Genomic DNA, 24,791 nt, shown 5'->3' on the forward strand with positions numbered 1-24,791 from the left:
CCTTACCGACAACATTTTGATAACGCTAACGGATAACGCGGGGCTCACTTGCACCGCACGGACCGGAAGTTCTCTGGCCCGCGGCCGGGCGCCAAGTCCTTCAGCCAGATGACCTTGGCCGAATGAGCAGGCAGGGAAGCCTGCCCATGGGAGGCGCGGTCGTGATTCAACGCCAGGTAGTTCTTGATCAATTCAAGCTCCGCTTGGCTCAAGCCTCGCAACTCCAGCTCCAGAGGCCGTTCATCACGCAATCGGCCTGCGGTTCTTGCGGCATCCAATGCCCGACCCAAACGGTCGATCAATCCTTCATACAACTGCGGTTTCGTTAAAGTTCGCTGCGATTCAACCATCCCCTCACCTCATTGAAGAAATACTTGCTCCCCACTAAACAGCGTAGCCCCCGTTGCTGCGCCTGCCCGGTGCCGCGACAGACGGCCCTTGGCGCGCAATCAGGGTTTCCCTCGATAGAGTGGGGTCATGTATGCTACGGCGCTTCCTGTAACTCCACTTCCCGCAGGGTTTGGGCACGGACGCGCCGCTTCTTGGTGTCGAACAACCCGGACAGTGCACCGAAGAGGATTAGGCCACCCCTATCCAGTTCAAAAGTAGCCATGCACGAACAATATCAGCCCCGTGAAATAGAAAATGCCGCCCAAACCTTCTGGGACGAGCAAAAGTCCTTTGAAGTCAGTGAACAGCCAGGCAAGGAGACTTACTACTGCCTATCGATGTTCCCTTACCCCAGCGGCAAGCTACACATGGGGCACGTGCGCAACTACACCATCGGCGACGTGATTTCGCGCTACCAGCGCATGCTCGGCAAGAACGTGTTGCAACCCATGGGTTGGGACGCCTTCGGCATGCCGGCAGAAAACGCCGCGATGAAAAACAACGTGGCGCCCGCCAAGTGGACCTACGAAAACATCGCCTACATGAAGACCCAGCTGCGCAGCCTGGGCCTGGCGGTGGACTGGTCCCGCGAGGTCACCACCTGCAAGCCGGATTACTACCGCTGGGAACAATGGCTGTTCACTCGCCTGTTCGAAAAAGGTGTGATCTACAAAAAAAGCGGCACCGTGAACTGGGACCCGATCGACCAGACCGTACTGGCCAACGAACAGGTCATCGACGGTCGCGGCTGGCGTTCCGGCGCGCTGATCGAGAAGCGCGAAATCCCGATGTACTACTTCAAGATCACCGCCTACGCGGATGAACTGTTGTCGAGCCTTGACGATCTGCCGGGCTGGCCTGAACAGGTCAAGACCATGCAGCGCAACTGGATCGGCAAATCCAAGGGCATGGAAGTGCAGTTCCCGTACAACGTCGACTCCATCGGCGAAGCCGGCGCACTCAAGGTGTTCACCACCCGCCCCGACACCCTGATGGGCGCGACCTACGTCGCCGTCGCCGCCGAACACCCGCTGGCCACCCAGGCCGCACAGAACAACCCTGAGCTGCAGGCGTTCATCGCTGAATGCAAAGGCGGCAGCGTGGCCGAAGCCGACGTCGCCACCCAGGAGAAAAAAGGCCTGCCAACCGGCCTGTTCGTCGAGCACCCGTTGACCGGCGAGAAACTGCCGGTTTGGGTCGCCAACTACGTATTGATGCACTACGGCGATGGCGCCGTCATGGCCGTGCCGGCCCACGACGAGCGCGATTTCGAATTCGCCACCAAGTACAGCCTGCCTATCAAGTCGGTCGTGCGCACCAGCTCGGGTGATACCAACCCCGCTCCGTGGCAAGACGCCTACGGCGAGCACGGCACGCTGATCAACTCCGGCGAATTCGACGGCCTGGACTTCCAGGGCGCATTCGACGCCATGGAAGTGGCCCTGATCAAGAAAAACCTCGGTGCCTCGCGCACCCAGTTCCGCCTGCGTGACTGGGGCATCAGCCGCCAGCGCTACTGGGGCTGCCCGATCCCGATCATCCACTGCCAAACCTGCGGCGACGTGCCGGTACCGGAAGACCAACTGCCGGTCGTGCTGCCAGAAGACGTGGTGCCGGATGGTGCTGGCTCGCCGTTGGCGCGCATGCCCGAGTTCTACGAGTGCAGCTGCCCTAAATGCGGCGCGCCGGCCAAGCGTGAAACCGACACCATGGACACCTTCGTCGAGTCCTCGTGGTATTACGCTCGTTATGCCTCACCGCACTATGAAGGCGGCCTGGTGGAGAAATCCGCAGCCGACCATTGGTTGCCAGTGGATCAGTACATCGGTGGCATCGAACACGCCATCCTCCACCTGCTGTACGCGCGTTTCTTCCACAAGCTGATGCGTGACGAAGGCCTGGTGAGCTCCGATGAGCCATTCAAGAACCTGCTGACCCAGGGCATGGTGATCGCCGACACTTACTATCGCCGCGAAGCCAACGGCGCCTACACCTGGTTCAACCCGGCGGATGTCGAGCTTGAGCGTGACAGCAAGGCCAAGGTCATCAGCGCCAAGTTGAAAGCCGACGGCCTGCCGGTGGAAATCGGTGGCACCGAGAAGATGGCCAAATCCAAGAACAACGGCGTCGACCCACAGTCGATGATCGATCAGTTCGGCGCCGACACCTGCCGCCTGTTCATGATGTTCGCCTCGCCGCCTGACATGAGCGCCGAATGGTCCGACTCGGGCGTCGAAGGCTCGCACCGTTTCCTCAAGCGTGTCTGGCGCCTGGCCCACGCTCATGTCAGCCAGGGCCTGCCGGGCAAGCTGGATATCGGCGCGTTGAACGACGAGCAGAAAGCCGTTCGCCGCAGCATCCACCTGGCTATCCGCCAGGCCAGCCAGGACGTTGGGCAGAACCACAAATTCAACACCGCCATCGCCCAGGTGATGACGCTGATGAACGTGCTGGAAAAAGCCTCGCAGGCGACCGAACAAGATCGTGCGCTGATCCAGGAAGGCCTGGAAACAGTTACCCTGTTGCTCGCGCCGATCACGCCGCACATCAGCCATGAACTGTGGAGCCGTCTGGGCCACAGCGGTGCCGTCATCGATGCCGCCTGGCCGGTGCAGGATGACAGCGCCCTGATACAGGACACGCTGCAACTGGTCATCCAGGTTAACGGTAAACTGCGTGGCCAGATCGACATGCCGGCCAGCGCCAGCCGTGAAGAGGTTGAAGCAGCTGCACGTATCAATGAGAACGTGCTGCGCTTTACCGAAGGTCTGACCATCCGCAAGGTGATCGTGGTACCCGGCAAACTGGTCAATATCGTCGCCAGCTAAATCGGATCGGGCGCGGGGCTTGGCCCCGCGCCGAACTAAACCTTTAGGGCCCGATAAGGCCCACCTGGTTTCAAGGGGAGCAACAAAATGATCAAACGCAATCTGCTGGTTATGGGCCTTGCCGTGCTGTTGAGCGCTTGCGGCTTCCAGCTGCGCGGCACCGGCACCAATGAGCTGTCGCTCAAGGAACTCGACGTCAGCGCCCGCAACGCCTACGGCGAAACCGTCACCCAGCTGCGCCAGACCCTGGAAAACAGCGGTGTGCACGTGTACAACGGCGCAACCTACAAACTGATCCTGACGGATGAGCGAGAAACCCAGCGCAATATCAGCTACGCCAGTGCTGGCCGTGCGTCCGACGTCGAGCTGAACACAGCGCTGATGTTCGAAATACAAGGCCGTGATCAGTTGCCGTTGATGGGTGACAAGATTCAGGTGCAGAAAGTGGTGAGCCACGATGGCAACAACCTGGTGGGTTCGGACTCCGAGACCATCCAGGTGCGCAAGGAAATGCGTCGTGAGCTGATCCAGCGCATGATGACTCGCCTGCAAATGCTCACCCCGGAAAAACTGGCTGAGCTGCAGCAAGTGGCCGATAACAAGGCCAAGGCTGACGCCGACGCCCTGAAAGCTGCGCAGGAATATGAAGACAACACACCGAAACAGTCGCCTGTTGAAGTCCCTGTCGAGTAAGCCAGACGGGGCGCCCCTGGCGCCCCGTTCGCCCCGCCTATGAAACTTGCCCCCGCCCAACTCGCCAAGCACCTGCAAGGTGGCCTTGCGCCTGTCTATATCGTCAGCGGTGATGACCCGCTGCTGTGCCAGGAAGCGGCCGACGCTATTCGCACCGCCGCACGCCAACAAGGCTTCGATGAACGCCAGGTCTTCAGCGCCGACGCCAGTTTCGACTGGGGCACGCTGCTGCAAGCTGGCGCGAGCATGTCGCTGTTTGCCGAGAAACGCCTGCTGGAACTGCGCCTGCCCTCGGGCAAGCCGGGCGATAAAGGCGCGGCGGCCCTGATGGAATACTGCTCGCGCCCCGCCGAAGACACCGTGTTGCTGGTCAGCCTGCCCAAGCTCGACGGCAGCGCGCAGAAAACCAAGTGGGGCAAGGCCCTGGTTGAAGGTCCACAGACTCAGTTCATCCAGATCTGGCCGGTGGACAGCAACCAGTTGCCGCAGTGGATTCGTCAGCGCCTGTCGCAATCAGGGCTCGCAGCGACACAGGATGCCGTGGAGCTGATCGCCGCTCGGGTCGAGGGCAACCTGCTTGCCGCCGCCCAGGAGATCGAAAAGCTCAAGCTGATGGCTGAAGACGGGCAGATCACCGTCGAAACCGTGCAAGGCGCAGTGGCCGATAGCGCGCGCTTTGATGTGTTCGGCCTGGTGGACGCCATCCTCAACGGCGAACCCGCCCACGCCCTGCGCATGCTCGAAGGCCTGCGCGGCGAAGGGGTGGAACCACCGGTGATTCTCTGGGCCCTGGCCCGTGAGCTGCGCGTGTTGGCGAACATTGCCCTGCAATACAGCCAGGGCACACCGCTGGACAAATGCTTCAGCCAGGCCCGCCCACCGGTTTGGGACAAGCGCAAACCCCTGATGAGCAAAGCCCTGCAACGGCACTCGGCGCAACGCTGGGCGCAACTGTTGCTGGAAGCGCAGCGCATCGATGCACAGATCAAAGGCCAGGCGGCCGGCTCGCCGTGGATGAGCCTGAGCCGTCTGTCGCTGTTGATGGCCGGCCAGCGCCTGGCGTTGCCTGCCGAATAATCTCCCTCTGCACAACACCACAAAACCCTGTGGGAGCTGGCTTGCCTGCGATGGCGATGGGCCAGTTGACCCATTTGCTCCTGACACAGCTCTGTAGCGCTCAACGGTAACCACGATGCGAAGCGAGCCGCTCTTGATCTTGATCTTGATCTGCTTTTGATCTCAGGGACCCCGTTAAACCACGCTGGCCGGAATTCCGGGCTCTTTTCCAAAAGTGACCCGCTGTCAGAGCGGAACCCTAAGTAGCCGTTACCGCAGCAATGGATATGTACACAATCCAACTGTGTTGACTTTCAGGCCGCCATCGCAGGCAAGCCAGCTCCCACATTTGGATCCTGGGGCGCCAGGGAGATAGGCGCCGGCTGTCAGGCCGTCGCGGGAGCAAGCCCCCACATGGACTCTGCCCACCAATTATTTGCGTCATTTCCCACCTATCGACGGGCTTTACAGCCGGCCCACTTCGGCAGATGATTTGCACCGCTGCATTCCACCCCCAAGCGAGAGAATCCATCATGAGCAAAAAGCCATCCAAGCATGGCCCCAACAAAGCCAAATCCATCATCGCCCAGCCACTGTTCCGCAGCCGTCAGGAACGCGCCGGCAAGGGCAAAGGCAGCTACCGCCGCGAAGCCTTCCAGTCTAATAGCTGGGAGGCTTCTTACTTTCTGGCTGCCTGAAGGCAAGCGCCCCTCTGGCATGATAAGGTCTGTACCTGATTTGTAACCCCCTGGACCTGTGCATGCCCTCTCGTCTTTCTCGTCATTGGCACCTACGCCAATTGATCGCTGCCTCCAGCCTCATTCTGCTCGTCGCCTGCGCCGAAAAACCTACCGCTGCGGACGCTCAACCCCTGCCCAAGCTCCAGACGGCCCCGGCTATCGCGCCTGCCGTGGTGGCCCCGTTGGCGGTGGACAATCTCGATATCCAGCCGACCCAGACCTTTGCCGAATGGCAAGCTGGCTTCCGTGCTCAAGCGCTGCAAGCCGGGATCACTGCGGCCGTGTTCGATAACGCTTTTGCCGGCGTCACCCCTGATATGGCGGTGATTCGCGCCGACCGCAGCCAACCGGAATTCTCCCGCCCGGTGTGGGAATACCTCGACGGTGCACTGTCGCCGGTGCGCGTGCGCAATGGCCAGGCACTGCTGGTCAAGTACGCCGATATTCTGCAAAGCATCGAGCAACGCTATGGCGTCGACCGCCAGGCGCTGGTCTCGGTGTGGGGCATGGAGAGCAACTTCGGCGCTTTCCAGGGCAATAACTCGGTGATCCGCTCCCTGGCCACCCTGGCCTATGAAGGACGTCGTCCGGCCTTTGCGCAAGCGCAGTTGCTGGCCGCGCTGCAGATCATCCAGCATGGCGATATTCAGGCCGACCAGATGAAAGGTTCCTGGGCCGGGGCGATGGGCCAGACCCAGTTCATCCCGACCACCTACAACACCCATGCCGTGGACTTCGACGGTGACGGTCGCCGCGATATCTGGAACAGCCCGTCCGACGCCCTCGCCTCCACCGCGCATTACCTGCAAAGCTCGGGGTGGCAGAAAGGCCAGCCATGGGGCGTTGAAGTGCAGCCGCTACCGTCGGGCTTCGACTACAGCCTGGCCGATGGCGGCGTGCGCAAGACCGTGGCGCAATGGTTGCAGCTGGGCATCCAACTCCCCCCTGGCGTGAGCCTGCCGGCCAATGTCGACCAGTTGTCCGCCGCCCTGCTGTTACCGGCCGGCTACCGTGGCCCGGCATTCCTGGTATTGGATAACTTCCGCGCGATCCTCAAGTACAACAATTCGTCGTCCTATGCACTGGCGGTTGGCTTGCTGTCGGAGCGATTTGGCGGCGGCGGTGTGATTCGGGGCAGTTGGCCAAAAGATGAGCGGCCACTGAGCCGTTCGCAACGCATTGACCTGCAGACGGCGCTCAGCGCCAAAGGGTATGACGCGGGTAATGCCGACGGGATTATTGGCGCCAACACGCGCAAGGCGATTCGGGCTGCACAGCAGGCGTTGGGCTGGCCGGCGGATGGGTATCCGACGGTGAAGTTGCTGGAATCGCTGCAGGGTCAGTAAACCGCGACCACCGCCATCGCAGGCAAGCCAGCTCCCACACTTGGAATGCATTTCAAAATGTGGGAGGGGGTTTGCTCCCGATAGGCCCTGATAAGCGATAACTATCTCAAGCCTTGAACACTACATCCTGCTCCAACACCACCCGCTGCTCCCCCGCATCCAGGCGCACCAAGGCGCCCATCGGCAATGTCAGGTTCGGGTCGCAATGCCCACTGCGCCAGCCTGCCAGCACTGGAATGCACAGCGGCTCAAAGGTCTGCTTCAGCAGATGCGCCAACGCCGCGCTATCCACACCGGCCACATCCCCTACCAGCACACCGGCGACCTGAGCCAGCTTGCCAGCCAAGCGCAGGTGAGTCAGCAATCGGTCGATGCGATAGAGCGGTTCGTTGACGTCTTCGATAAACAGGATGATGCCGTCAGCGTCTATTTCGTACGGCGTGCCCATGACCGCGGCGATCATCGACAAGTTACCGCCCAGCAAGCGCCCACAAGCCACACCTGGCTCGATTGTGGTCAGCGGGTAGGCCATCGGGTGCGGCAGCACACTGCCGGCGCCCCGTTGGCCACGCAGCAGGCTGAACAAGGAGGACTCGGTGGGTGGCTGTTTGCCGCCGAGCAGGTCGGCGTTGAGCATTGGGCCGTGAAAGGTCACGAAGCCGGCATAACAGTTGATCGCCAGGTGCAAGGCGGTGATATCGCTGTAGCCCACGAACGGCTTGGGATTGGCGCGTAGCAGGTCGAAGTCCACGGCATCCAGCAAACGGGGCGTGCCATAGCCGCCACGCAGGCAGAGGATGGCATCGATGTCGGGGTTGGCGAAGGCGGCATGCAAATCGCGCAGGCGCACTTCATCGCTACCGGCCAGGTAGCCGTCGCGCTCCTGTACACCAGGGAAAATGTGCAGGTCGTAGCCACGGGCACGCATCCATTGCCGGGCTTTTTCAACATCCAGCGCGGCGGGGCCGGCGGGGGCGATCAGGCCGAGGGTGCCTTCGGGGCGCAGTGCAGGTACGGCGGCGGTCATCCATGGTTCTCCCTATATGACGCAGAACGAAATGTGGGAGCTGGCTTGCCTGCGATGCAAGCGCCTCGGTGTATCAGTGACACCGAGGTGATGCTATCGCAGGCAAGCCAGCTCCCACACAAGCCCGCATTTCACATTGATCCTGGAGCGGCTTACGAAACCAGGCTCGCCTTGACCAGCTTGGCCTGCTCATCGGCGTGGTACGAAGACCGCACCAACGGGCCCGAGGCCACGTTCTTGAAGCCCATCTTGTAGCCTTCCTCGGCGAACCAGGCGAAGGTGTCCGGGTGCACGAAGCGCTGCACCGGCAAGTGGCTGCGGGACGGTTGCAGGTACTGACCCAGGGTCAGCATGTCGATGTCGTGTTCGCGCATGCGCTTCATGACTTCGATGACTTCTTCGTCGGTTTCACCCAGGCCCAGCATCAAGCCGGACTTGGTCGGGATGTGCGGCATCATCTGCTTGAATTTCTGCAGCAGGGTCAGCGACCACTGGTAGTCCGAACCCGGGCGCGCCGCCTTGTACAGGCGCGGCACGGTTTCCAGGTTATGGTTGAACACATCCGGCGGCTCGGCAGCGGTGATTTCCAGGGCGACGTCCATACGGCCACGGTAGTCCGGCACCAGGGTTTCGAGCATCACGTTGGGCGACAGCTTGCGGATCTCGCGGATGCAGTCGGCAAAGTGCTGGGCACCACCGTCACGCAGGTCGTCACGGTCTACCGAGGTGATCACCACATACTTGAGCTTCAGGTCGGCGATGGCGATGGCCAGGCTTTCTGGCTCGTTGACGTCCAACGGCTTCGGACGGCCGTGGCCGACGTCGCAGAACGGGCAGCGACGGGTGCAGATGTCACCCATGATCATGAACGTGGCGGTGCCGCCAGAGAAGCACTCGCCCAGGTTCGGGCAGGAGGCTTCTTCGCATACGCTGTGCAACTTGTGTTTGCGCAGCAGCGACTTGATACGGTCGACTTCCGGCGAAACCGGGATGCGCACGCGAATCCAGTCAGGTTTCTTCGGCAGTTCAGTGGTCGGGATGATCTTGACCGGGATGCGTGCAACCTTCTCGGCGCCGCGCAGCTTGACGCCGGCTTCCACCTTGGCACGCGGGGCCGGGGCTGGACGCTCAGTGATGTCCAGCGTCGGGATCATGGTTTGCACAACATCAGTAGTCATATCAATCGATTCCGCCCGTCAGGGTCGTCTGCTCTGCATAGTCGAGGTGTTTGACGAGCTGCGCGCGCAGCCGGGCACTTACCTCGGCAAATTCTATGGATGTTGCATGGTCACTCAACTGGGTCATCGCAAGCCCGGCGTAACCGCACGGGTTGATTCGCCGGAACGGCGCCAGGTCCATGTCCACATTCAAGGCCAGGCCATGAAAGGAACAACCGTGGCGAATGCGCAGCCCCAGGGAGGCGATTTTCGCGCCATCCACGTATACACCCGGTGCATCGGGCTTGGCCACGGCGGTCACGCCGTAACTGGCCAACAGCTCGATCAGGCACGTCTCCATGCGGCTGACCAGGTCGCGCACGCCAAACCCCAGCTTGCGCACGTCCAGCAGCAGGTAGGCCACCAGTTGACCGGGCCCATGGTAAGTCACTTGACCCCCTCGGTCGACCTGCACCACCGGAATATCACCCGGCAGCAGCAAGTGCTCGGCCTTGCCGGCCTGGCCCTGGGTGAATACCGGCGGGTGTTCCACCAGCCAGATTTCATCCGGGGCCGAAGTGCCGCGCTCATTGGTAAAGCGCTGCATGGCATGCCAGACCGGCTCGTATGCCATCCGGCCGAGCTCGCGAAAGCCCAGGACTTGCGACATCACAGCACCATATGCACGAAGCCGGTGGCTCGCAGTTCGCTGTTGATGTTGTAGAGCTGGTCTTGATCGGTCGCAACGATGTGCAACTGGATCGTGGTGTACTTGCCGGTGGAGCTTTGGCGCTCGTCCACGCGGTTGTCGTTGATCGTCGCGTGCTTCCTGACGATCTCGAGAATCTTGTCCTTGCGGCCGACACCGGTATCGCTGATCACCTTGACGGGATAATCCGTCACAGGGAATTCGATCTTTGGCGCCTTTACTTCTACGTCTTTATCGGTCATGGCAGAACAGCCTCGTAAGCGCTAAGCCGTGGCGACGGGCAAAGCCCCGCGCTGGATCAACGCGGGGCTTTGCAGGTGCACACAATCAGTTGAACAAGCCGTAGAAGAATAGACGGATGCTATCCCATACGCGGCGGAAGATACCACCTTCCTCGACAGCGTCCAGCGCGATCAGGTCGGCGCTGTGCACCACCTTGTCGTCCAGCTTCACTTCGACCTTGCCGATCACATCACCCTTGGCGATTGGCGCAACCAATTGCGGGTTCAGGGTCATGCTGGCGGCGAGCTTTTTGAGCTGGCCTTTAGGCATGGTCAGGGTCAGGTCGTCGGCCAGGCCGGCCTTGACTTGCGAGGTTGCGCCCTTCCAAACCGGTGCGGTCGCCAGCTCAGCACCCTTCTGGTAGAAGGTCTGGGTTTCGAAGAAGCGGAAGCCGTAAGTCAGCAGTTTTTGCGTCTCGGCCGCACGGGCCTGCTCGCTGTTGGTACCGAATACTACGGCGATCAGGCGCTGGCCATCACGTACGGCGGACGACACCATGCAGTAGCCGGCTTCGTCGGTGTGGCCGGTCTTCAGGCCATCGACGGTCTTGTCGCGCCACAGCAACAGGTTGCGGTTAGGCTGCTTGATGTTGTTCCAGAAGAATTCCTTCTGGGAGTAGATCGCATAGTGCACCGGGTCAACGCGGATGATGGCGCGCGCCAGGATCGCCATGTCATGAGCCGACGAATAGTGCTCTGGGTTCGGCAGGCCGGTCGGGTTCATGAAGTGGCTGTTGGTCATGCCCAGCTCACCGGCGGTTTTGTTCATCATGTCGGCGAAGGCGTCTTCGCTGCCGGCGATGTGCTCGGCCAGGGCGACGCTGGCGTCGTTACCGGACTGGATGATGATGCCGTGCAGCAGGTCGCTCACGGTGACTTGCGAACCCACCTTGATGAACATCCGCGAACCACCGGTACGCCAGGCGTTTTCGCTGACGGTAACCGGGTCGTTTTCGCCGATCTGGCCGCGACGGATTTCCAGGGTCGCGATGTAGGCGGTCATCAGCTTGGTCAGGCTGGCAGGCGGCAGGCGTACATCACCGCCGCTTTCGACCAGCACGTTGCCACTGGCGGCGTCCATGAGGACCCACGACTTGGCGGCCAGTTGCGGGGAGGCCGGCACCATTTCAACCGCCCAGGCGGCTGGGGTGATGATCAGCGAGATAAGCAGGCACGTACGTTTGGCTAAGGTGGTGATGTTCATCCGTCTCTCGAAATTGCTTATGGAAACTTGCCCTCGCGGGCAAAACTATTCAGACAGCCCGCTTCCAGACTGTCACGTGTTCGGTTGCCCGCTCACCCCTTGCCCCTGGGTTTTTATTGTTCAACGAGCCAACAACCAGGGTTCAAGCGCGCATGCGCGTCTGAGCCATCAATCCGTTACTGCTTATTCTGCGGTGACCACGCTGGGTTGCCCCAGGTTGGCCAGGCGCACACTGTTCTGCACTTGCGCCACCTCGCTCGGCGAGCCGATAGGGCCCATGCGTACACGGTGCAAGGTTTGCTGGTTACGCACGATGGAACTGATGAAGACCGGCGCGCTGACCATGCCGCTGAGCTTGGACCTTAACAGTTCTGCCGCATCCGGGTTGGCGAAAGCGCCGACCTGCAGGTATTGCCCACCGGCCATGGAGGCGCCCGCTGCCGCGTGAGGCACCACTACGGTATCAGGCGCATGCTGCGCAGGTGGCGGGGTCCATTGCTCGATCTTGCCGGTGGAGGCCGTCACTTGCGGTTGCGGGGTTGGCGGTTCGTTGAGCATCAATGGCGCGGGTTTGCCACGCTGAGCCCAATACTGCGCCGGGTCGATACCTTCGACCTTGACCCGTGCGGTGCCGGTTTCGGCATAACCGAGCTTCTTGGCGGCCGCGTAGGACAAGTCGATGATCCGGTCCGAATAGAACGGCCCACGATCATTGACCCGCAGGATCACGGTGCGATTGTTGTCCAGGTTGGTCACGCGCACATAGCTGGGCAGCGGCAGGGTCTTGTGGGCCGCGCTCATGCCATACAGGTCATACACTTCGCCGTTGGCGGTATTCTGGCCATGGAACTTGGTGCCGTACCAGGACGCGGTGCCCGACTGCACGTAAGTCTTGGATTCCTGCAGCGGGAAGTAATTCTTGCCCAGCACGGTGTAGGGGTTGGCCTTGTAGGGGCCAGTGTGCAGGGTTGGCGTGGCGTCCGGGATTTTCGATACATCCACATCCCACCACGGCGCGCCATCTTTGTGCGCACGGTTGATGTCCAGGCCCGGCTGGGCGCGCACGACCGCACCGCCCGCCTTCTTGGCCGGCGCACGGTTAGGGGTGGTGGAACAACTGGCTACCAACAAGGACAACGCGGCGAACGCCACCAGCTTGAGCGGTTTTTTGAACGGCGATACCCGCATTACTTGTTGCCCCGTGCTTGAACCAGCTCATCTGACAGCTGATGCACGGCCATGGCGTACATCACACTGCGGTTATAACGCGTGATTGCGTAGAAATTCTTCAGGCCCATCCAGTATTCAGGGCCATTTGCGCCTTCCAGGCGGAATGCCGTCACCGGCATGTCGTCGCGTGGCGCATTCTGACTCGACCAGCCCAGCGCTCGCAACTCCCCGACGGTCTTGACCGGTTCGATACCTTGGGTCAGGCCCTCGTCGGCGCGCTCGCCCGTGACATCGGCGCGGATAACCACCGGCTCGCCGGCGACCCAACCGTGGCGCTTGAAGTAGCTGGCCACGCTGCCGATGGCATCGTCGGGGTTGCTCCAGATATTGATGTGCCCGTCACCGTCGAAATCCACCGCATAGGCGCGAAAGCTGCTCGGCATGAACTGCGGCAAGCCCATCGCCCCGGCGTAGGAGCCCTTGAGGCTCAGCGGGTCGACCTGCTCTTCGCGGGCCAGCAACAGGAATTCGCGCAGTTCCTTGCGGAAGAACTCGGCGCGGGGCGGGTAATCGAAGCCCAGTGTCGACAAGGCGTCGATCACCCGGTAGCTGCCAGTGTTGCGCCCATAGAAGGTTTCGATGCCGATGATCGAGACGATCACCTGCGCCGGCACGCCGTACTCCTGCTCGGCGCGGGCCAGTACCGCCTCGTGCTGGCGCCAGAAATCCACGCCACGGGCGATGCGCGCATCAGTGAGGAACATCGGGCGATAGTCCTTCCACTGCTTCACACGTTCGGCGGGCCGGGAAATGGCGTCGAGGATCGCCTGCTTTTTCTGGGCTTCGCGGAACACGCCCATCAGTTGCTCGCCGGCAAAACCGTAGTCGCGGGTCAGCTCACCGACAAATTCGGCAACCTGGGGAGAGCCATCGTAGTCACCGGCCTGCGCCTCTTGCGTTGCACCCAGCAGCCCGATCAGGCCCATCCAGGTCGCATGCCGAGTCGCCCAGCCGCGCATTACTTGCATTGACATCTTCACCTTATTCAAACCTGTGCGATCCACTTGCGATGCGTATGAATCGACATCAAAACCCCAAACGCTGACAGCAATGTCACCAGCGAAGTTCCGCCGTAGCTAATGAATGGCAACGGCACCCCAACCACCGGCAGCAGGCCACTGACCATACCGATGTTGACGAAAACGTAAACAAAAAAAGTCATGGTCAGGCTGCCGGCGAGCAATTTGCCGAACAGCGTTTGCGCCTGGGCAGTGATCACCAGGCCGCGACCAATCAACAGCAGATAAATCAGCAACAACGCGCAAATGCCCACCAGGCCGAACTCTTCGCCCATCACCGCGATGATGAAGTCGGTGTGGCTCTCGGGCAAGAAGTCCAGGTGAGACTGGGTGCCCAGCAACCATCCCTTGCCAAATACCCCGCCGGAACCGATGGCCGCCTTGGATTGGATGATGTTCCAGCCAGTGCCCAGCGGATCGCTCTCCGGGTCGAGGAACGTCAGGATCCGTTGCTTCTGGTAGTCGTGCATGAAGAAGAACCACATGGCCACGGCCACGGGCACGGCGGCTGCCAGCACGCTGAGGATCCAGCGCCAGCGCAGGCCACCCATGAACAATACGAACGCGCCACCGGCGAGGATCAGCAACGAGGTGCCAAGGTCCGGCTGGCGCACGATCAACACAAAGGGCACGCCGATCAGGATCAGGCTGATCGCCACGTGCTTGAGCTGCGGCGGCAAGGTGCGCTTGGAGAGGTACCAGGCAATGGTGGCGGGCATCAGGATCTTCATGAATTCCGACGGCTGGAAGCGAATCACCCCGGGGATGTTGATCCAGCGTGTGGCGCCCATGGCGTTGTGGCCCATGACGTCCACCACCACCAGCAACAACACGCCGGCGACATACCCCAAGGGCACCCAGCGCGCCATGAAACGCGGCTCCAGTTGGGCGATCACCACCATCGACAGCAGGCCCAGGCCAAACGAGGACGCCTGCTTGATCAGCAGGTCCCAGTTCTTGCCGCTGGCCGAATACAGTACAAAAAGGCTGCCGGCTGCCAGGGTCAGCAGCAGGATCAGCAGGGGGCCATCAATGTGCATGCGTTGCAGCAACGTCGCACGGCGACGCATCACATCTTCGCTGGAGAGGATGCGGTCAAAATTACTCTTCACGGGCCGTAACCTCGGGGCTTGAAGGGGGGCCGCCATACTCGGGCTTGAGCCGGCCATCGTCGGCCAGCAGCCAGGCGTCCATCACCTGGCGTACCACTGGGGCCGCGACGCCGGAGCCGGACTCGCCGTTCTCGACCATCACTGCCACCACGATTTTCGGGTCTTCCGCCGGGGCAAAGCCGACAAACAAGGCGTGGTCGCGGTGGCGTTCCTGGACCTTGGAGCGGTCATACTTTTCGCCCTGTTTGATCGCGACCACCTGGGCCGTACCACTCTTGCCGGCAATGCGGTACTGCGCGCCGACCGCCGCCTTGCGCGCAGTGCCGCGAGCGCCGTGCATCACCTGCTGCATGCCGTGGTTGACCTTGGCCCAGTCGGACGGGTCACGCAGCACGATGTCAGGAATCGGATTGTCGTCCACCGGTTTTTCGCCTTCGATGGTTCTGGCCAGGTGCGGTCGGTTCCACACGCCTTTGTTCGCCACCAGCGCCGTGGCCTGGGCCAGTTGCAGCGGAGTGGCCTGCATATAGCCCTGGCCGATACCCAGGATCAGGGTTTCGCCGGGGAACCACGCCTGGCGGCGGGTCGCACGCTTCCACTCCCGAGACGGCATCAGGCCGGGGGATTCTTCGAACATGTCCAGGGAGACTTTCTGACCGAGGCCGAACTTGCCCATGTAGGCAGACAGCCGATCAATTCCCAGTTTATGGGCCAGGTCGTAAAAATAGGTGTCGTTGGAGCGCATGATCGCGGTGTCCAAGTCGACATAGCCGTCACCGGAGCGGTTCCAGTTACGGTACTTGTGGTCGTAGTTGGGCAGCATGTAGTAGCCAGGGTCGTACACCCGGCTTGAGGCCGTGACCACGCCAGCATCCAGGCCGGCAATCGCCACCGCCGGCTTGATGGTCGAGCCCGGCGGGTACAGGCCGCGCAACACACGGTTGAACAGTGGCCGGTCGATGGAATCACGCAGCTCGGCGTAGGCCTTGAAGCTGATGCCAGTCACAAAGGGGTTGGGGTCGAAGCTGGGCTGGCTGACCATCGCCAGCACTTCGCCAGTCTTCGGGTCCAGCGCCACTACGGCACCCCGCCGACCGCCCAGGGCCATCTCGGCAGCTTCCTGCAACTTGATGTCCAGGCTAAGGACAATGTCCTTGCCCGGCACCGGGTCGGTGCGCTTGAGCACGCGCAATACGCGGCCACGCGCATTGGTCTCGACTTCCTCGTTACCTACCTGGCCATGCAACTCGGCCTCGTAGAAACGCTCGATGCCGGTTTTGCCGATATGATGGGTGCCGCTGTAGTTGATCGGGTCGAGGGTTTTCAGCTCTTTCTCGTTGATCCGCCCCATGTAACCAACGGAGTGGGCAAAGTGCGGCCCTTGCGGGTAATGCCGCACCAACTGCGCCACCACTTCCACACCCGGCAGGCGGAACTGGTTCACCGCAATCCGGGCGATCTGCTCTTCGGTCAGCTCGAACAGGATCGGCACCGGCTCGAACGGCCGGCGCCCCTGCCGCATGCGCTTCTCGAAGACGGCCCGGTCTTCCGGCGTCAGTTGCAGCACCTCGACGATGACATCGAGGACCTGCTTCCAATCGCCGGAGCGTTCACGGGTCATGCTCAGGCTGAAGCTGGGCCGGTTATCGGCAACCACTACGCCATTGCGGTCGAAAATCAGCCCACGGGTCGGAGGAATCGGCTGCACATGCACCCGGTTGTTTTCCGACAGCGTGGAGTGATAGTCGTACTGGATCACCTGGAGGAAATACAGCCGCGCAATCAGCACGCACATCAGCACCACCACCAAGACAGCACCGAACACCACCCGCGCGCGTACCAGACGTGCGTCTTTCTCGTGGTCCTTGATGCGGATCGGCTGGGTCATCGGGGGCGGCGCAGACTATTTGTGGTAAGGGTGCCCGGACAGGACTGTCCAGGCGCGATACAGCTGTTCACCGATCAGAATCCTTACCAACGGGTGCGGCAACGTCAGCGCCGACAGCGACCAGCGCTGATCGGCCCGCGCACAGACTTCCGGCGCCAGCCCTTCCGGGCCGCCGACCATGAAATTGACCGTGCGCGAATCCAGGCGCCAGCGATCCAGTTCCACCGCCAGTTGCTCGGTGCTCCAGGGCTTGCCGTGCACTTCAAGGGTGACGATGCGCTCATTGGGGCCGACCTTGGCCAGCATGGCTTCGCCTTCCTGACGGATAAAGCGCGCCACGTCGGCGTTCTTGCCCCGGGTATTGAGCGGTATTTCCACCAGCTCAAGCGACAGCTCAGCGGGCAGACGCTTGGCATATTCGTGCCAGCCTTCTTCCACCCACTTGGGCATGCGTGAACCGACAGCGATCAGACGCAGGCGCACAGCCGTTCCTTATTCCTGGTCTTTGTTGAGCTTGTCGAAGTGCGCGTGGCCCACTTCCGGGCTGTGGTGCTTGCCATCGGCGGCACGGCTCTGCTCGGCGCCTTTCCACAGACGTTCCAGGTCGTAGAACTGGCGAGCGTTGGAGGTCATCATGTGAACGATCACATCGTCCATGTCCAGCAGCACCCAGTCGCTGTCGCCCTTGCCTTCTTCACCCAGTGGCTTGACGCCCTGGGCTTTGACGGCTTCGCGAACCTTGTCCAGCATCGCGCCGATCTGGCGGTTGGAGGTACCGGTGGCGATGATCATGAAGTCGGTGATGCTCTGCTTGTCGCGCACGTCCAGCACCTGGATGTCCTGGGCTTTAACGTCTTCCAGGGCAGCCACGGCGACTTTCACCAGCTCTTCGCCAGCCAATTCCGGGCCGACATGGGCTTCAACCGGCAGCGGCGCGCTTTTGAAGGTGCCTTTGCGCTTAACTTTGCTTACGTCTTTGTTCGTCATATAAAACTCGTTTTGCTCGTATGTTCGGGCGCTTGCTGCACGGTTCGTGCGTTCAAGCGCGCCTTTTCAGTTCGACGCACGGTAAAGCCCGTGCGCATCGATGTAGGCCAGGACCGCGTCAGGCACCAGGAAACGTACCGACTTCCCGCTGGCCAGCAGTTGACGGATCTGGGTGGCGGACACCGCAAGCGGGGTCTGCCAGACGAATGCAATATTCCCGTTCGGCCCGGTCAGGGCCAAGGGGTCACTTACCGACCGCGCGGCCAGCAGGTTGCGCAAGGCATCCGGCGGTTCGCTGTCGGCATCCGGGCGTTGCAAAACCAGGATGTGGCAATGCTGGAGGAGTTCCTCCCAGCGGTGCCAAGAGGGCAGGCCGCAAAATGCGTCCCAGCCCAAAAGCAGAAACAGTGGGTCATCCGCGGCCAATTCGGCGCGCATCAGCTCCAGGGTGTCGATAGTGTAGGACGGTTTATCGCGCTTGAGTTCGCGATCGTCCACCACCAGCGGCGATATACCCTCTACGGCAACACGCACCATTTCCAGGCGTTGCTCGGCGGCCACCTGCGGCGTGTCGCGATGGGGCGGCCGGAAATTGGGCAGCAGGCGCAGCTCATCCAGCGCAAGGGCATCCGCAACTTCGAGGGCACTGCGCAAATGGCCAATGTGCACGGGGTCGAAAGTACCGCCGAGCAGCCCGATGCGTTTAGTCATCAAGTGCGCACATGACCGTCGCCAAACACCACGTACTTCTCACTGGTCAGCCCTTCGAGGCCCACCGGGCCGCGTGCGTGGAGCTTGTCGGTGGAAATACCGATCTCAGCCCCCAGGCCGTACTCGAAGCCGTCGGCAAAACGCGTCGAGGCGTTGACCATCACCGAAGCGGAATCCACTTCGTTGAGGAAACGCCGGGCATCGCTGAAATGCTCGGAAACGATGGCGTCGGTGTGCTTGGAGCCATAGGTATTGATGTGTTCGATGGCCTGGTCCAGGTCGTCGACGATGCGGATCGACAGGATCGGGGCCGTGTACTCGGTGTACCAGTCCTGCTCAGTCGCCTCGATGACGTCCGCGCCCAGCAACGCCCGGGTGCGCTCGCAACCGCGCAGTTCTACCGACTTGTCACGGTAGATGGCAGCCAGCGGCGGCAGCACGCGCTCGGCAATGCCAGCGTGCACCAGCAGGGTTTCCATGGTGTTGCACGGCGCGTAGCGGTGGGTCTTGGCGTTGTCGGCAATGCGGATCGCCTTGTCGAGGTCGGCGGCGATGTCGATGAACACATGGCAGACGCCGTCCAGGTGCTTGATAACTGGCACCTTGGCATCGCGGCTGACGCGCTCGATCAGGCTCTTGCCACCCCGCGGCACGATCACGTCGACGAATTCCGGCATGGTGATCAGCGCGCCCACGGCAGCACGGTCGATGGTTTCCACCACTTGCACCACTTCAGCCGGTAACTCGGCCACGGCCAGGCCCTGCTGGATGCAGGCGGCGATGGCGCGGTTGGAATTGATCGCTTCGGAACCGCCACGCAGGATGGTGGCGTTGCCTGACTTCAGGCACAGGCTCGCGGCGTCGATGGTCACGTTCGGGCGCGACTCATAGATGATGCCTATCACGCCCAGGGGCACGCGCATCTTGCCCACCTGGATGCCGGACGGCAGGTAGCGCATGTCGCGAATTTCACCGATGGGGTCAGGCAGCTTGGCTACCTGACGCAGGCCTTCGATCATGTCGTCGATACGTGCCGGGGTCAGCGCCAGGCGGTCCAGCAGGGCTGGCTCCAGGCCATTAGCGCGCCCATTGGCCAGGTCCAGCTCGTTGGCGGCGGTCAACTCGGAGCGCGAAGCATCCAGAGCATCCGCAGCCGCCAGCAGCGCACGGTTCTTCTGCGCGGTGCTCGCACGGGCGATCAACCGCGAGGCCTGCCGGGCAGCGCGACCCAGGCGGGTCATGTAGTCAAGAACGGACTCAGTCATGGTCAGGGAGTCTTGGCAAAGAGGAAAGCGGCAGATTATAGCTGTGACGCCGCCCGACTGACAGCGGTGAGGGGCGGATGGTCGAAATGAACTGTAAAAACCCCGGGTTCAGCCGTAATTAAGGTGAGAGTTGTTATGATTCGGTCACATTTAGCCGTATCAACCCTTGACCGCCATGCCCGACTTCCCCTTCCTGCTCCCCGCCAGCCCGCTGCCCGATAGCTTCTTCGACCGCGATGCGCAACTGCTTGCGCGTGAATTACTCGGAAAAGTCATTCGTCATCGTGTGGGCGATCTCTGGCTTTCGGCGCGAATTATTGAAACCGAAGCCTATTACGTGGCCGAAAAAGGCAGCCACGCCTCACTCGGCTACACAGAAAAGCGTAAGGCTTTGTTTCTGGATGGTGGCCATATCTACATGTACTACGCCCGTGGCGGTGATTCGTTGAACTTCAGCGCCCACGGCCCGGGCAATGCAGTGCTGATCAAATCGGCCTATCCCTGGGTCGACGAAATTTCCGGTGCGGCGAGCCTGGCGCAGATGCTGTTGAACAACCCCAACCCCGATGGCAGCCCACGCCCCTCGCAGAAGCTGTGTGCGGGCCAGACGCTGCTGTGCAAGGCACTGGGCCTGAAAGTGCCGATGTGGGATGCCAAGCGCTTCGACCAGGAACTGCTGTATGTCGAAGACGTGGGCCAGGTGCCCACGCAGATTATCCAGACCACGCGCCTGGGCATTCCCAGCGGGCGCGATGAGCACTTGATGTACCGCTTCGTCGATGCTGGCTATGCGCCTTATTGCACGCGGAACCCGCTGCGTCGGGGGCAGGTCGAAGGCCGGGATTATTTTTTGATTTGACCGGGCAGAACCAAGCAACACATCCCATGTGGGAGCTGGCTTGCCTGCGATAGCGGTGCGTCAGGCAACTTCAATGCTGGCCATACCGCAGCCATCGCAGGCAAGCCAGCTCCCACAGTTGAATTTCACCGTCTCAAATTCTGTTTTGTATGCATGGAGTGGATTGTATGGGCCAATGGCTCGATAGCATCACCGGCTGGTTGACCCTCAACCCACAATGGCTGGCAGCGGCAGTGTTTATCGTCGCGTGCGTGGAATGCCTGGCGATTGCCGGGTTGATCGTGCCAGGCACGGTATTGCTGTTTGCAATCGCCGCGTTGGCTGGCAGCGGTGCGCTGTCGCTGAGTGAAACCCTGCTGCTGGGCTTCCTCGGCGGCTTATTGGGCGACGGCGTTTCCTATTACCTGGGCCGCCATTTCCATCAGAACATCCGGCGCCTGCCCGGCCTGCGCCAGCATCCTGAATGGATGAACGGCGCAGAAACCTACTTCCACAAGTACGGAATCGCCAGCTTGTTGGTCGGGCGCTTCATCGGCCCATTGCGTCCCATGCTGCCCATGGTCGCCGGCATGTGCGACATGCCCTTCCCGCGCTTTGCCGCTGTGAGCATCATTGCCGCAGCGGGTTGGACCGTGGCCTATCTGCTGCCGGGCTGGGCTGCCGGCGCCGCGTTCCGTCTGCCCTTGCCGGAAGGCTTCTGGCCGGAAGCGGCGATTATCGCGGCGTGCCTGGCGGTACTGCTGGGGATAAGTTTGAACAGCAGTTGGCGCGGGCATCGGCGCACCACCTTGTGGATTGGTTGCGCCAGCCTGGTGTTGTTGATCGCGCTGTTTATCGGCTACCCCCATCTCAATGACTTCGACCAGGGCCTGAGCGCACTGGTGCAGGAACATCGCAGCCCGTGGCTGGACGAGGTGATGGTGCGGGTCACCCAACTGGGTGAGTTCAAGAAGATGTTTTTCGCCAGCGCCGTGTTCACTGGCCTGTTGCTGTTGGCACGGCAGTGGCGCCACGCCGTGTTTGTCGGCGCCACCCTCGCTGGCGCGGCAGTGATCAACACCGGCACCAAGCTGTTTTTCGCCCGTGGCCGCCCGGAAATCCTAACGGACCCGCTGACCAGCTTCAGCATGCCCAGCGGCCATGCCTCCGGGGCCTTTGCCTTCTTCCTGGCGCTCGCGGTATTGGCCGGTCGCGGCCAACCTACGCGGCTGCGCCTGACCTGGATGCTGCTGGGCTGCATTCCCGCGGCGTTCATTGCCTTGTCGCGGGTGTACCTGGGCGCCCATTGGCCCACGGACATCCTGGCCGGCACCTTGCTGGCAATGACCGTGTGTGCGTTCAGCCTGACGGCGATCGAGCACCGCAACCCATTGCCAGCCATGTCGCAAAAAGCCTGGTGGCTGGTGCTGCCCGCCGTGGTGGCCGTGCTCGGTTTCATCGCCTTTACCGGTACGCCCCACGCACTGCTCAGGTACGCCTATTGACCCTTGGCCGGGCCGATCCAGCCCACGGAGGCGCTGCGCCGTTCAGCGCAACGCTCGCGGCGCTCCAGCAGCATCTCATCGGCCATTTCGGCGGCGCGCTCGGTGATGTACTCTGCGCCACGCGTGGCTTCCTGCTGGAGTAATTGCGTGGTCACGCTGACAAAATAAGCGTCCCACGCGACTTGTTCCGAGGGGGTCAGCCGAATCATGGTTATCTCCGATCATTGTTGTGCGATCGGAAAATAGTGCAGGCGGCGCAGTGGAGGCGACCGAGCAAAGTCTGAAAGTCCTGTAAGGCAAATCCGAACATCAGGTGAACAGCTCGCCCTGCAATTCATCGAGCAACAGCTGGATCGCATCCAGGCGTTGCCCTGGGTCGTCCAGTTGCAGCAAGTCGATCTTGTCGGCCTCGTTAAATGGAAGCAGATAGGCCAACTGATTGCTCAGGGCTTGCTGGCCTTCGGCCTGGCCGCCCATGTCCAGCGAGGCCACCATCGGGTGCTCGGCCAGAGCCTCAAGCAACGCCAGCAAGTCGGCGTCCTCTTCGCCCAGCGGCTGGTCCGGCAATTCTTGCAGCCATTGCACATCAGCTACCAGCAACTGGTCTTTCTGCACGCCGGCCTCACGCACGCGGAAACGACGGCCACCTTCGACGCGAATGCCCAGCAGGCCGTTGTCCTGCTGTTTGAAGTCACGAATCAGCGCTTCACAACCGACAAGCGCATAACCGTCCGGGGCCGTGCCTACCTCTGAGCCATCCAGGATGCACACCACACCAAAGCCTTCGCCCTTTTTCATGCAACGGCCGATCATGTCCAGGTAGCGCGCCTCAAATATCTGCAAGTCGAGGGTGCAGCCCGGGAACAGCACAGTGTTGAGGGGGAATAGCGCCAGACTCATAACGGTTTCCTTAAAACCTGGGTTAAACAATGACCGACACCGCCAACGGCAGGAACACCGCCGTGGCCACGCCCATCAAACTCATGGCCAGCGCCGCGAAGGCGCCGCATTCTTCGCTTTCCTGCAGGGCTACCGAAGTGCCGACAGCGTGGGCGGTCATGCCCAGGGCCATGCCCCGCGCTTCGGGGCTGCGTACACCCAGGCGCGACAAGAGCGCTGGACCGATCATCGCGCCGACCACCCCAGTGATCAATACAAACACCGCCGCCAAGGCCGCCACGCCGCCGATCTGTTCGGCCACCAGCATGGCAATCGGCGAGGTGACCGACTTGGGCGCCATGGTCATCAGCACCCTGTGCTCGGCCCCGAACCACCATCCCAACGCCACACAAAGGCCGGTGGCCAATACCCCGCCTACCACCAGCGTAGTAAATATCGGCCAGAACAATTGGCGAATCCGTCGCAGGTTCAGATAAAGCGGCACCGCCAGGGCCACGGTCGCAGGCCCAAGCAGGATGCCCATGATCTCGGTACTCTTGCGGTATTCGGCGTAGCTCAGCCCGCAGGTGAGCAGCACGCCGATCACCAGCAACATCGACACCAGCACCGGCTGCAGGAAGATCCAGCGGGTTTTCTCGAACCCCGCCAGCACCAGCTGATAGGCGCCCAGAGTGATACCGATACCGAACAGCGGGTGATGAATGACCGCCGTCCAGGCGCCCTGCCAGTCGAGGATCATTGGTCCTTCTCCTTGCGCTTGACCATCTGCTGCATCAGCACACCGACAAAGCCCATGGCGATCACCAGCGACAGCACCAGCGCCCCGACGATGGCCCAGAAATCCGCCACGATGTCCTTGGCATACACCATCACTCCCACGGCCGGCGGCACCAGCAGCAGCGGCAGGTAACGCAACAGGCTGCCGGCCGCCAAGCTCAGGGGCTCGCCGACTTCACCGCGCCAGACCAGAAAGCCCAGCATCAGCAACAAGCCGATGATCGGCCCCGGGAGTACCGGCACCAGCAAATGATTGATCGCGGTGCCGATCAGTTGAAACAGCACCAGCCAGGTCAGGCCACGTAACAGCATCCCGCTCTCCCCCCTCAAAACTCGCGCGCATTATAAGCATGCCCGCCCTATGCTCCGGCATTCGCCAAAAGCATGTTGGGTTGACCAGGCTGAATGCCCATGATGATCTACATTGGTTCTCTGTAACCCATAAAAACGCCCCTTATCAACGGGCACATAAGTGATGAACCAAGGAGAGACGCAATGCCCTATGTACCCGTAGCGCAGCTCAAAGATTACGTCGGAAAGGAACTGGGACGTTCCGAATGGCTCACCATCGACCAGGCGCGTATCAACCTGTTCGCGGAAGCCACGGGCGATCATCAGTTCATCCACGTCGACCCGGTCAAGGCGGCGCAGACCCCGTTCGGCAGCACTATCGCCCACGGGTTCCTGTCGCTGTCGCTGATGCCCAAGCTGATGGAAGACATCCTGATCATGCCCGAAGGCTTGAAGATGGCCGTCAACTACGGCCTGGACAGCGTGCGCTTTATCCAGCCGGTGAAAGTGAACTCCAAGGTGCGCCTGAACGTCACCCTCACTGACGTCACCGAGAAAAAACCGGGCCAATGGCTGTTCAAGGCCACCGCCACCCTGGAAATCGAAGGCCAGGAGAAGCCGGCCTACATTGCCGAGTCGCTGTCACTCTGCTTCGTATGATCGCCACCCCCCAACTGTAGGAGCGAGCTTGCTCGCGAAGGTCGTCAGCGATAACGCGTGCTTGCTGAACAAATGCGGCGCCTGTGAGTTTTTCGCGGGCAAGCCCGCTCCTACAGGTGGTAGATCCTGCGCATAGACCACTAGGTTCGGCACCCCGGCTACGGCATACTCGGCGCT

The 24,791-nt window shown here is 61.5% G+C and carries 26 protein-coding genes; 8 read left to right on the forward strand and 18 right to left on the reverse strand.

Going from position 1 to position 24,791, the window contains the following annotated elements:
- Positions 1-44: 44 nt before the first annotated feature.
- Positions 45-350, reverse strand: coding sequence for a hypothetical protein (locus tag JJD66_RS02690; RefSeq protein ID WP_200647554.1), 306 nt, complete (start codon positions 348-350; stop codon positions 45-47).
- A 261-nt stretch (positions 351-611) separates the two neighbouring features.
- On the opposite strand from JJD66_RS02690, the gene leuS reads away from it, so the two are divergent.
- The 5 genes from leuS to JJD66_RS02715 all read left to right on the forward strand — a co-directional run bounded on the left by leuS (position 612) and on the right by JJD66_RS02715 (position 7,053).
- Complete coding sequence (gene leuS, locus JJD66_RS02695) at positions 612-3,218, forward strand: leucine--tRNA ligase (RefSeq protein WP_200647555.1); 2,607 nt, start codon at positions 612-614, stop codon at positions 3,216-3,218.
- Between the two features lie 87 nt (positions 3,219-3,305).
- Positions 3,306-3,911, forward strand: a complete 606-nt coding sequence (locus JJD66_RS02700) for an LPS-assembly lipoprotein LptE (RefSeq protein WP_014720078.1) — start codon at positions 3,306-3,308, stop codon at positions 3,909-3,911.
- Positions 3,912-3,950: 39 nt separating this feature from the next.
- Positions 3,951-4,988, forward strand: coding sequence for a DNA polymerase III subunit delta (holA, locus tag JJD66_RS02705; RefSeq protein ID WP_003194456.1), 1,038 nt, complete (start codon positions 3,951-3,953; stop codon positions 4,986-4,988).
- A 512-nt stretch (positions 4,989-5,500) separates the two neighbouring features.
- Positions 5,501-5,665: an alternative ribosome rescue factor ArfA gene (gene arfA / locus JJD66_RS02710; RefSeq protein WP_003176285.1), complete on the forward strand. Its 165-nt coding sequence runs from the start codon at positions 5,501-5,503 to the stop codon at positions 5,663-5,665.
- A gap of 62 nt (positions 5,666-5,727) precedes the next feature.
- A complete protein-coding gene (locus tag JJD66_RS02715; protein WP_200647556.1) occupies positions 5,728-7,053 on the forward strand; it encodes a lytic murein transglycosylase in 1,326 nt (441 codons plus the stop codon).
- A gap of 106 nt (positions 7,054-7,159) precedes the next feature.
- Here the strand turns inward: JJD66_RS02715 and JJD66_RS02720 are convergent, their stop codons facing one another.
- From JJD66_RS02720 to JJD66_RS02780, 13 genes are all read right to left on the reverse strand, one after another.
- The gene (locus JJD66_RS02720; RefSeq protein ID WP_200647557.1) at positions 7,160-8,080 is read right to left on the reverse strand and encodes a S66 peptidase family protein; all 921 of its coding nucleotides are present in this window, start codon (positions 8,078-8,080) and stop codon (positions 7,160-7,162) included.
- 152 nt (positions 8,081-8,232) lie between these two features.
- On the reverse strand, positions 8,233-9,234 hold the full coding sequence (gene lipA, locus JJD66_RS02725) for a lipoyl synthase (protein ID WP_161794304.1): 1,002 nt from the start codon (positions 9,232-9,234) through the stop codon (positions 8,233-8,235).
- Between the two features lie 25 nt (positions 9,235-9,259).
- Positions 9,260-9,907 carry a lipoyl(octanoyl) transferase LipB gene (gene lipB / locus JJD66_RS02730; protein WP_034126907.1) on the reverse strand — a complete coding sequence of 216 codons (648 nt, stop codon included), beginning with the start codon at positions 9,905-9,907 and terminating at the stop codon, positions 9,260-9,262.
- Complete coding sequence (locus tag JJD66_RS02735) at positions 9,907-10,188, reverse strand: DUF493 domain-containing protein (RefSeq protein WP_005791752.1); 282 nt, start codon at positions 10,186-10,188, stop codon at positions 9,907-9,909. Before JJD66_RS02735 ends, lipB begins: the two co-directional genes overlap by 1 nt.
- 85 nt (positions 10,189-10,273) lie before the next feature.
- The gene (locus JJD66_RS02740; RefSeq protein WP_105228659.1) at positions 10,274-11,431 is read right to left on the reverse strand and encodes a D-alanyl-D-alanine carboxypeptidase family protein; all 1,158 of its coding nucleotides are present in this window, start codon (positions 11,429-11,431) and stop codon (positions 10,274-10,276) included.
- A 183-nt stretch (positions 11,432-11,614) separates the two neighbouring features.
- Positions 11,615-12,619: a septal ring lytic transglycosylase RlpA family protein gene (locus tag JJD66_RS02745; protein ID WP_032895156.1), complete on the reverse strand. Its 1,005-nt coding sequence runs from the start codon at positions 12,617-12,619 to the stop codon at positions 11,615-11,617.
- Complete coding sequence (mltB, locus tag JJD66_RS02750) at positions 12,619-13,629, reverse strand: lytic murein transglycosylase B (RefSeq protein WP_054896188.1); 1,011 nt, start codon at positions 13,627-13,629, stop codon at positions 12,619-12,621. Before mltB ends, JJD66_RS02745 begins: the two co-directional genes overlap by 1 nt.
- A 17-nt stretch (positions 13,630-13,646) precedes the next feature.
- Positions 13,647-14,750, reverse strand: coding sequence for a rod shape-determining protein RodA (gene rodA / locus JJD66_RS02755; protein ID WP_044268991.1), 1,104 nt, complete (start codon positions 14,748-14,750; stop codon positions 13,647-13,649).
- A 31-nt stretch (positions 14,751-14,781) separates the two neighbouring features.
- Positions 14,782-16,680 (reverse strand): penicillin-binding protein 2, encoded by a 1,899-nt coding sequence (gene mrdA / locus JJD66_RS02760; RefSeq protein ID WP_105228663.1) that lies wholly within the window; start codon positions 16,678-16,680, stop codon positions 14,782-14,784.
- 15 nt (positions 16,681-16,695) lie between these two features.
- Positions 16,696-17,163, reverse strand: a complete 468-nt coding sequence (gene rlmH, locus JJD66_RS02765) for a 23S rRNA (pseudouridine(1915)-N(3))-methyltransferase RlmH (protein WP_003176297.1) — start codon at positions 17,161-17,163, stop codon at positions 16,696-16,698.
- A 9-nt stretch (positions 17,164-17,172) separates the two neighbouring features.
- Positions 17,173-17,667 (reverse strand): ribosome silencing factor, encoded by a 495-nt coding sequence (gene rsfS / locus JJD66_RS02770; RefSeq protein WP_003176298.1) that lies wholly within the window; start codon positions 17,665-17,667, stop codon positions 17,173-17,175.
- Positions 17,668-17,733: 66 nt separating this feature from the next.
- Positions 17,734-18,378, reverse strand: coding sequence for a nicotinate-nucleotide adenylyltransferase (gene nadD, locus JJD66_RS02775; RefSeq protein ID WP_003194480.1), 645 nt, complete (start codon positions 18,376-18,378; stop codon positions 17,734-17,736).
- The gene (locus JJD66_RS02780) at positions 18,378-19,643 is read right to left on the reverse strand and encodes a glutamate-5-semialdehyde dehydrogenase (RefSeq protein ID WP_198715270.1); all 1,266 of its coding nucleotides are present in this window, start codon (positions 19,641-19,643) and stop codon (positions 18,378-18,380) included. Before JJD66_RS02780 ends, nadD begins: the two co-directional genes overlap by 1 nt.
- A gap of 175 nt (positions 19,644-19,818) precedes the next feature.
- Between JJD66_RS02780 and JJD66_RS02785 the strand changes: the two genes are divergently transcribed.
- Together JJD66_RS02785 and JJD66_RS02790 are read left to right on the forward strand one after the other, a co-directional pair.
- A complete protein-coding gene (locus JJD66_RS02785; protein ID WP_198715271.1) occupies positions 19,819-20,502 on the forward strand; it encodes a DNA-3-methyladenine glycosylase in 684 nt (227 codons plus the stop codon).
- 167 nt (positions 20,503-20,669) lie between these two features.
- On the forward strand, positions 20,670-21,986 hold the full coding sequence (locus JJD66_RS02790; protein WP_200647558.1) for a bifunctional DedA family/phosphatase PAP2 family protein: 1,317 nt from the start codon (positions 20,670-20,672) through the stop codon (positions 21,984-21,986).
- Here the strand turns inward: JJD66_RS02790 and JJD66_RS02795 are convergent.
- The 4 genes from JJD66_RS02795 to JJD66_RS02810 all read right to left on the reverse strand — a co-directional run bounded on the left by JJD66_RS02795 (position 21,980) and on the right by JJD66_RS02810 (position 23,975).
- Positions 21,980-22,195: a hypothetical protein gene (locus tag JJD66_RS02795; protein WP_198715273.1), complete on the reverse strand. Its 216-nt coding sequence runs from the start codon at positions 22,193-22,195 to the stop codon at positions 21,980-21,982. The genes JJD66_RS02790 and JJD66_RS02795 overlap by 7 nt on opposite strands.
- A gap of 100 nt (positions 22,196-22,295) precedes the next feature.
- A complete protein-coding gene (locus JJD66_RS02800) occupies positions 22,296-22,886 on the reverse strand; it encodes an LON peptidase substrate-binding domain-containing protein (RefSeq protein ID WP_054896191.1) in 591 nt (196 codons plus the stop codon).
- A gap of 22 nt (positions 22,887-22,908) precedes the next feature.
- Positions 22,909-23,625 (reverse strand): LrgB family protein, encoded by a 717-nt coding sequence (locus JJD66_RS02805; RefSeq protein WP_034126899.1) that lies wholly within the window; start codon positions 23,623-23,625, stop codon positions 22,909-22,911.
- Positions 23,622-23,975, reverse strand: coding sequence for a CidA/LrgA family protein (locus JJD66_RS02810; RefSeq protein ID WP_003194494.1), 354 nt, complete (start codon positions 23,973-23,975; stop codon positions 23,622-23,624). The genes JJD66_RS02805 and JJD66_RS02810 overlap by 4 nt, the downstream gene beginning before the upstream one ends.
- 183 nt (positions 23,976-24,158) lie before the next feature.
- Between JJD66_RS02810 and JJD66_RS02815 the strand changes: the two genes are divergently transcribed.
- Entirely contained in the window at positions 24,159-24,614 is a 456-nt protein-coding gene (locus tag JJD66_RS02815; protein WP_003194496.1) for a MaoC family dehydratase, read from the forward strand.
- Positions 24,615-24,791: the final 177 nt, after the last annotated feature.

This window comes from Pseudomonas sp. MF6751 (genome assembly GCF_016613265.1).
GTDB lineage: Bacteria > Pseudomonadota > Gammaproteobacteria > Pseudomonadales > Pseudomonadaceae > Aquipseudomonas > Aquipseudomonas fluorescens_BV.

Excerpts from the sequence above, each read along its gene's own strand:
- JJD66_RS02690 (WP_200647554.1), bottom strand. The coding sequence starts at position 350 with ATGGTTGAATCGCAGCGAACTTTAACGAAACCGCAGTTGTATGAAGGA.
- leuS (WP_200647555.1), top strand. The coding sequence starts at position 612 with ATGCACGAACAATATCAGCCCCGTGAAATAGAAAATGCCGCCCAAACC.
- JJD66_RS02700 (WP_014720078.1), top strand. The coding sequence starts at position 3,306 with ATGATCAAACGCAATCTGCTGGTTATGGGCCTTGCCGTGCTGTTGAGC.
- holA (WP_003194456.1), top strand. The coding sequence starts at position 3,951 with ATGAAACTTGCCCCCGCCCAACTCGCCAAGCACCTGCAAGGTGGCCTT.
- arfA (WP_003176285.1), top strand. The coding sequence starts at position 5,501 with ATGAGCAAAAAGCCATCCAAGCATGGCCCCAACAAAGCCAAATCCATC.
- JJD66_RS02715 (WP_200647556.1), top strand. The coding sequence starts at position 5,728 with ATGCCCTCTCGTCTTTCTCGTCATTGGCACCTACGCCAATTGATCGCT.
- JJD66_RS02720 (WP_200647557.1), bottom strand. The coding sequence starts at position 8,080 with ATGACCGCCGCCGTACCTGCACTGCGCCCCGAAGGCACCCTCGGCCTG.
- lipA (WP_161794304.1), bottom strand. The coding sequence starts at position 9,234 with ATGATCCCGACGCTGGACATCACTGAGCGTCCAGCCCCGGCCCCGCGT.
- lipB (WP_034126907.1), bottom strand. The coding sequence starts at position 9,907 with ATGTCGCAAGTCCTGGGCTTTCGCGAGCTCGGCCGGATGGCATACGAG.
- JJD66_RS02735 (WP_005791752.1), bottom strand. The coding sequence starts at position 10,188 with ATGACCGATAAAGACGTAGAAGTAAAGGCGCCAAAGATCGAATTCCCT.
- JJD66_RS02740 (WP_105228659.1), bottom strand. The coding sequence starts at position 11,431 with ATGAACATCACCACCTTAGCCAAACGTACGTGCCTGCTTATCTCGCTG.
- JJD66_RS02745 (WP_032895156.1), bottom strand. The coding sequence starts at position 12,619 with ATGCGGGTATCGCCGTTCAAAAAACCGCTCAAGCTGGTGGCGTTCGCC.
- mltB (WP_054896188.1), bottom strand. The coding sequence starts at position 13,629 with ATGCAAGTAATGCGCGGCTGGGCGACTCGGCATGCGACCTGGATGGGC.
- rodA (WP_044268991.1), bottom strand. The coding sequence starts at position 14,750 with ATGCGTCGCCGTGCGACGTTGCTGCAACGCATGCACATTGATGGCCCC.
- mrdA (WP_105228663.1), bottom strand. The coding sequence starts at position 16,680 with ATGACCCAGCCGATCCGCATCAAGGACCACGAGAAAGACGCACGTCTG.
- rsfS (WP_003176298.1), bottom strand. The coding sequence starts at position 17,667 with ATGACGAACAAAGACGTAAGCAAAGTTAAGCGCAAAGGCACCTTCAAA.
- nadD (WP_003194480.1), bottom strand. The coding sequence starts at position 18,378 with ATGACTAAACGCATCGGGCTGCTCGGCGGTACTTTCGACCCCGTGCAC.
- JJD66_RS02780 (WP_198715270.1), bottom strand. The coding sequence starts at position 19,643 with ATGACTGAGTCCGTTCTTGACTACATGACCCGCCTGGGTCGCGCTGCC.
- JJD66_RS02785 (WP_198715271.1), top strand. The coding sequence starts at position 19,819 with ATGCCCGACTTCCCCTTCCTGCTCCCCGCCAGCCCGCTGCCCGATAGC.
- JJD66_RS02790 (WP_200647558.1), top strand. The coding sequence starts at position 20,670 with ATGGGCCAATGGCTCGATAGCATCACCGGCTGGTTGACCCTCAACCCA.
- JJD66_RS02795 (WP_198715273.1), bottom strand. The coding sequence starts at position 22,195 with ATGATTCGGCTGACCCCCTCGGAACAAGTCGCGTGGGACGCTTATTTT.
- JJD66_RS02800 (WP_054896191.1), bottom strand. The coding sequence starts at position 22,886 with ATGAGTCTGGCGCTATTCCCCCTCAACACTGTGCTGTTCCCGGGCTGC.
- JJD66_RS02805 (WP_034126899.1), bottom strand. The coding sequence starts at position 23,625 with ATGATCCTCGACTGGCAGGGCGCCTGGACGGCGGTCATTCATCACCCG.
- JJD66_RS02810 (WP_003194494.1), bottom strand. The coding sequence starts at position 23,975 with ATGCTGTTACGTGGCCTGACCTGGCTGGTGCTGTTTCAACTGATCGGC.
- JJD66_RS02815 (WP_003194496.1), top strand. The coding sequence starts at position 24,159 with ATGCCCTATGTACCCGTAGCGCAGCTCAAAGATTACGTCGGAAAGGAA.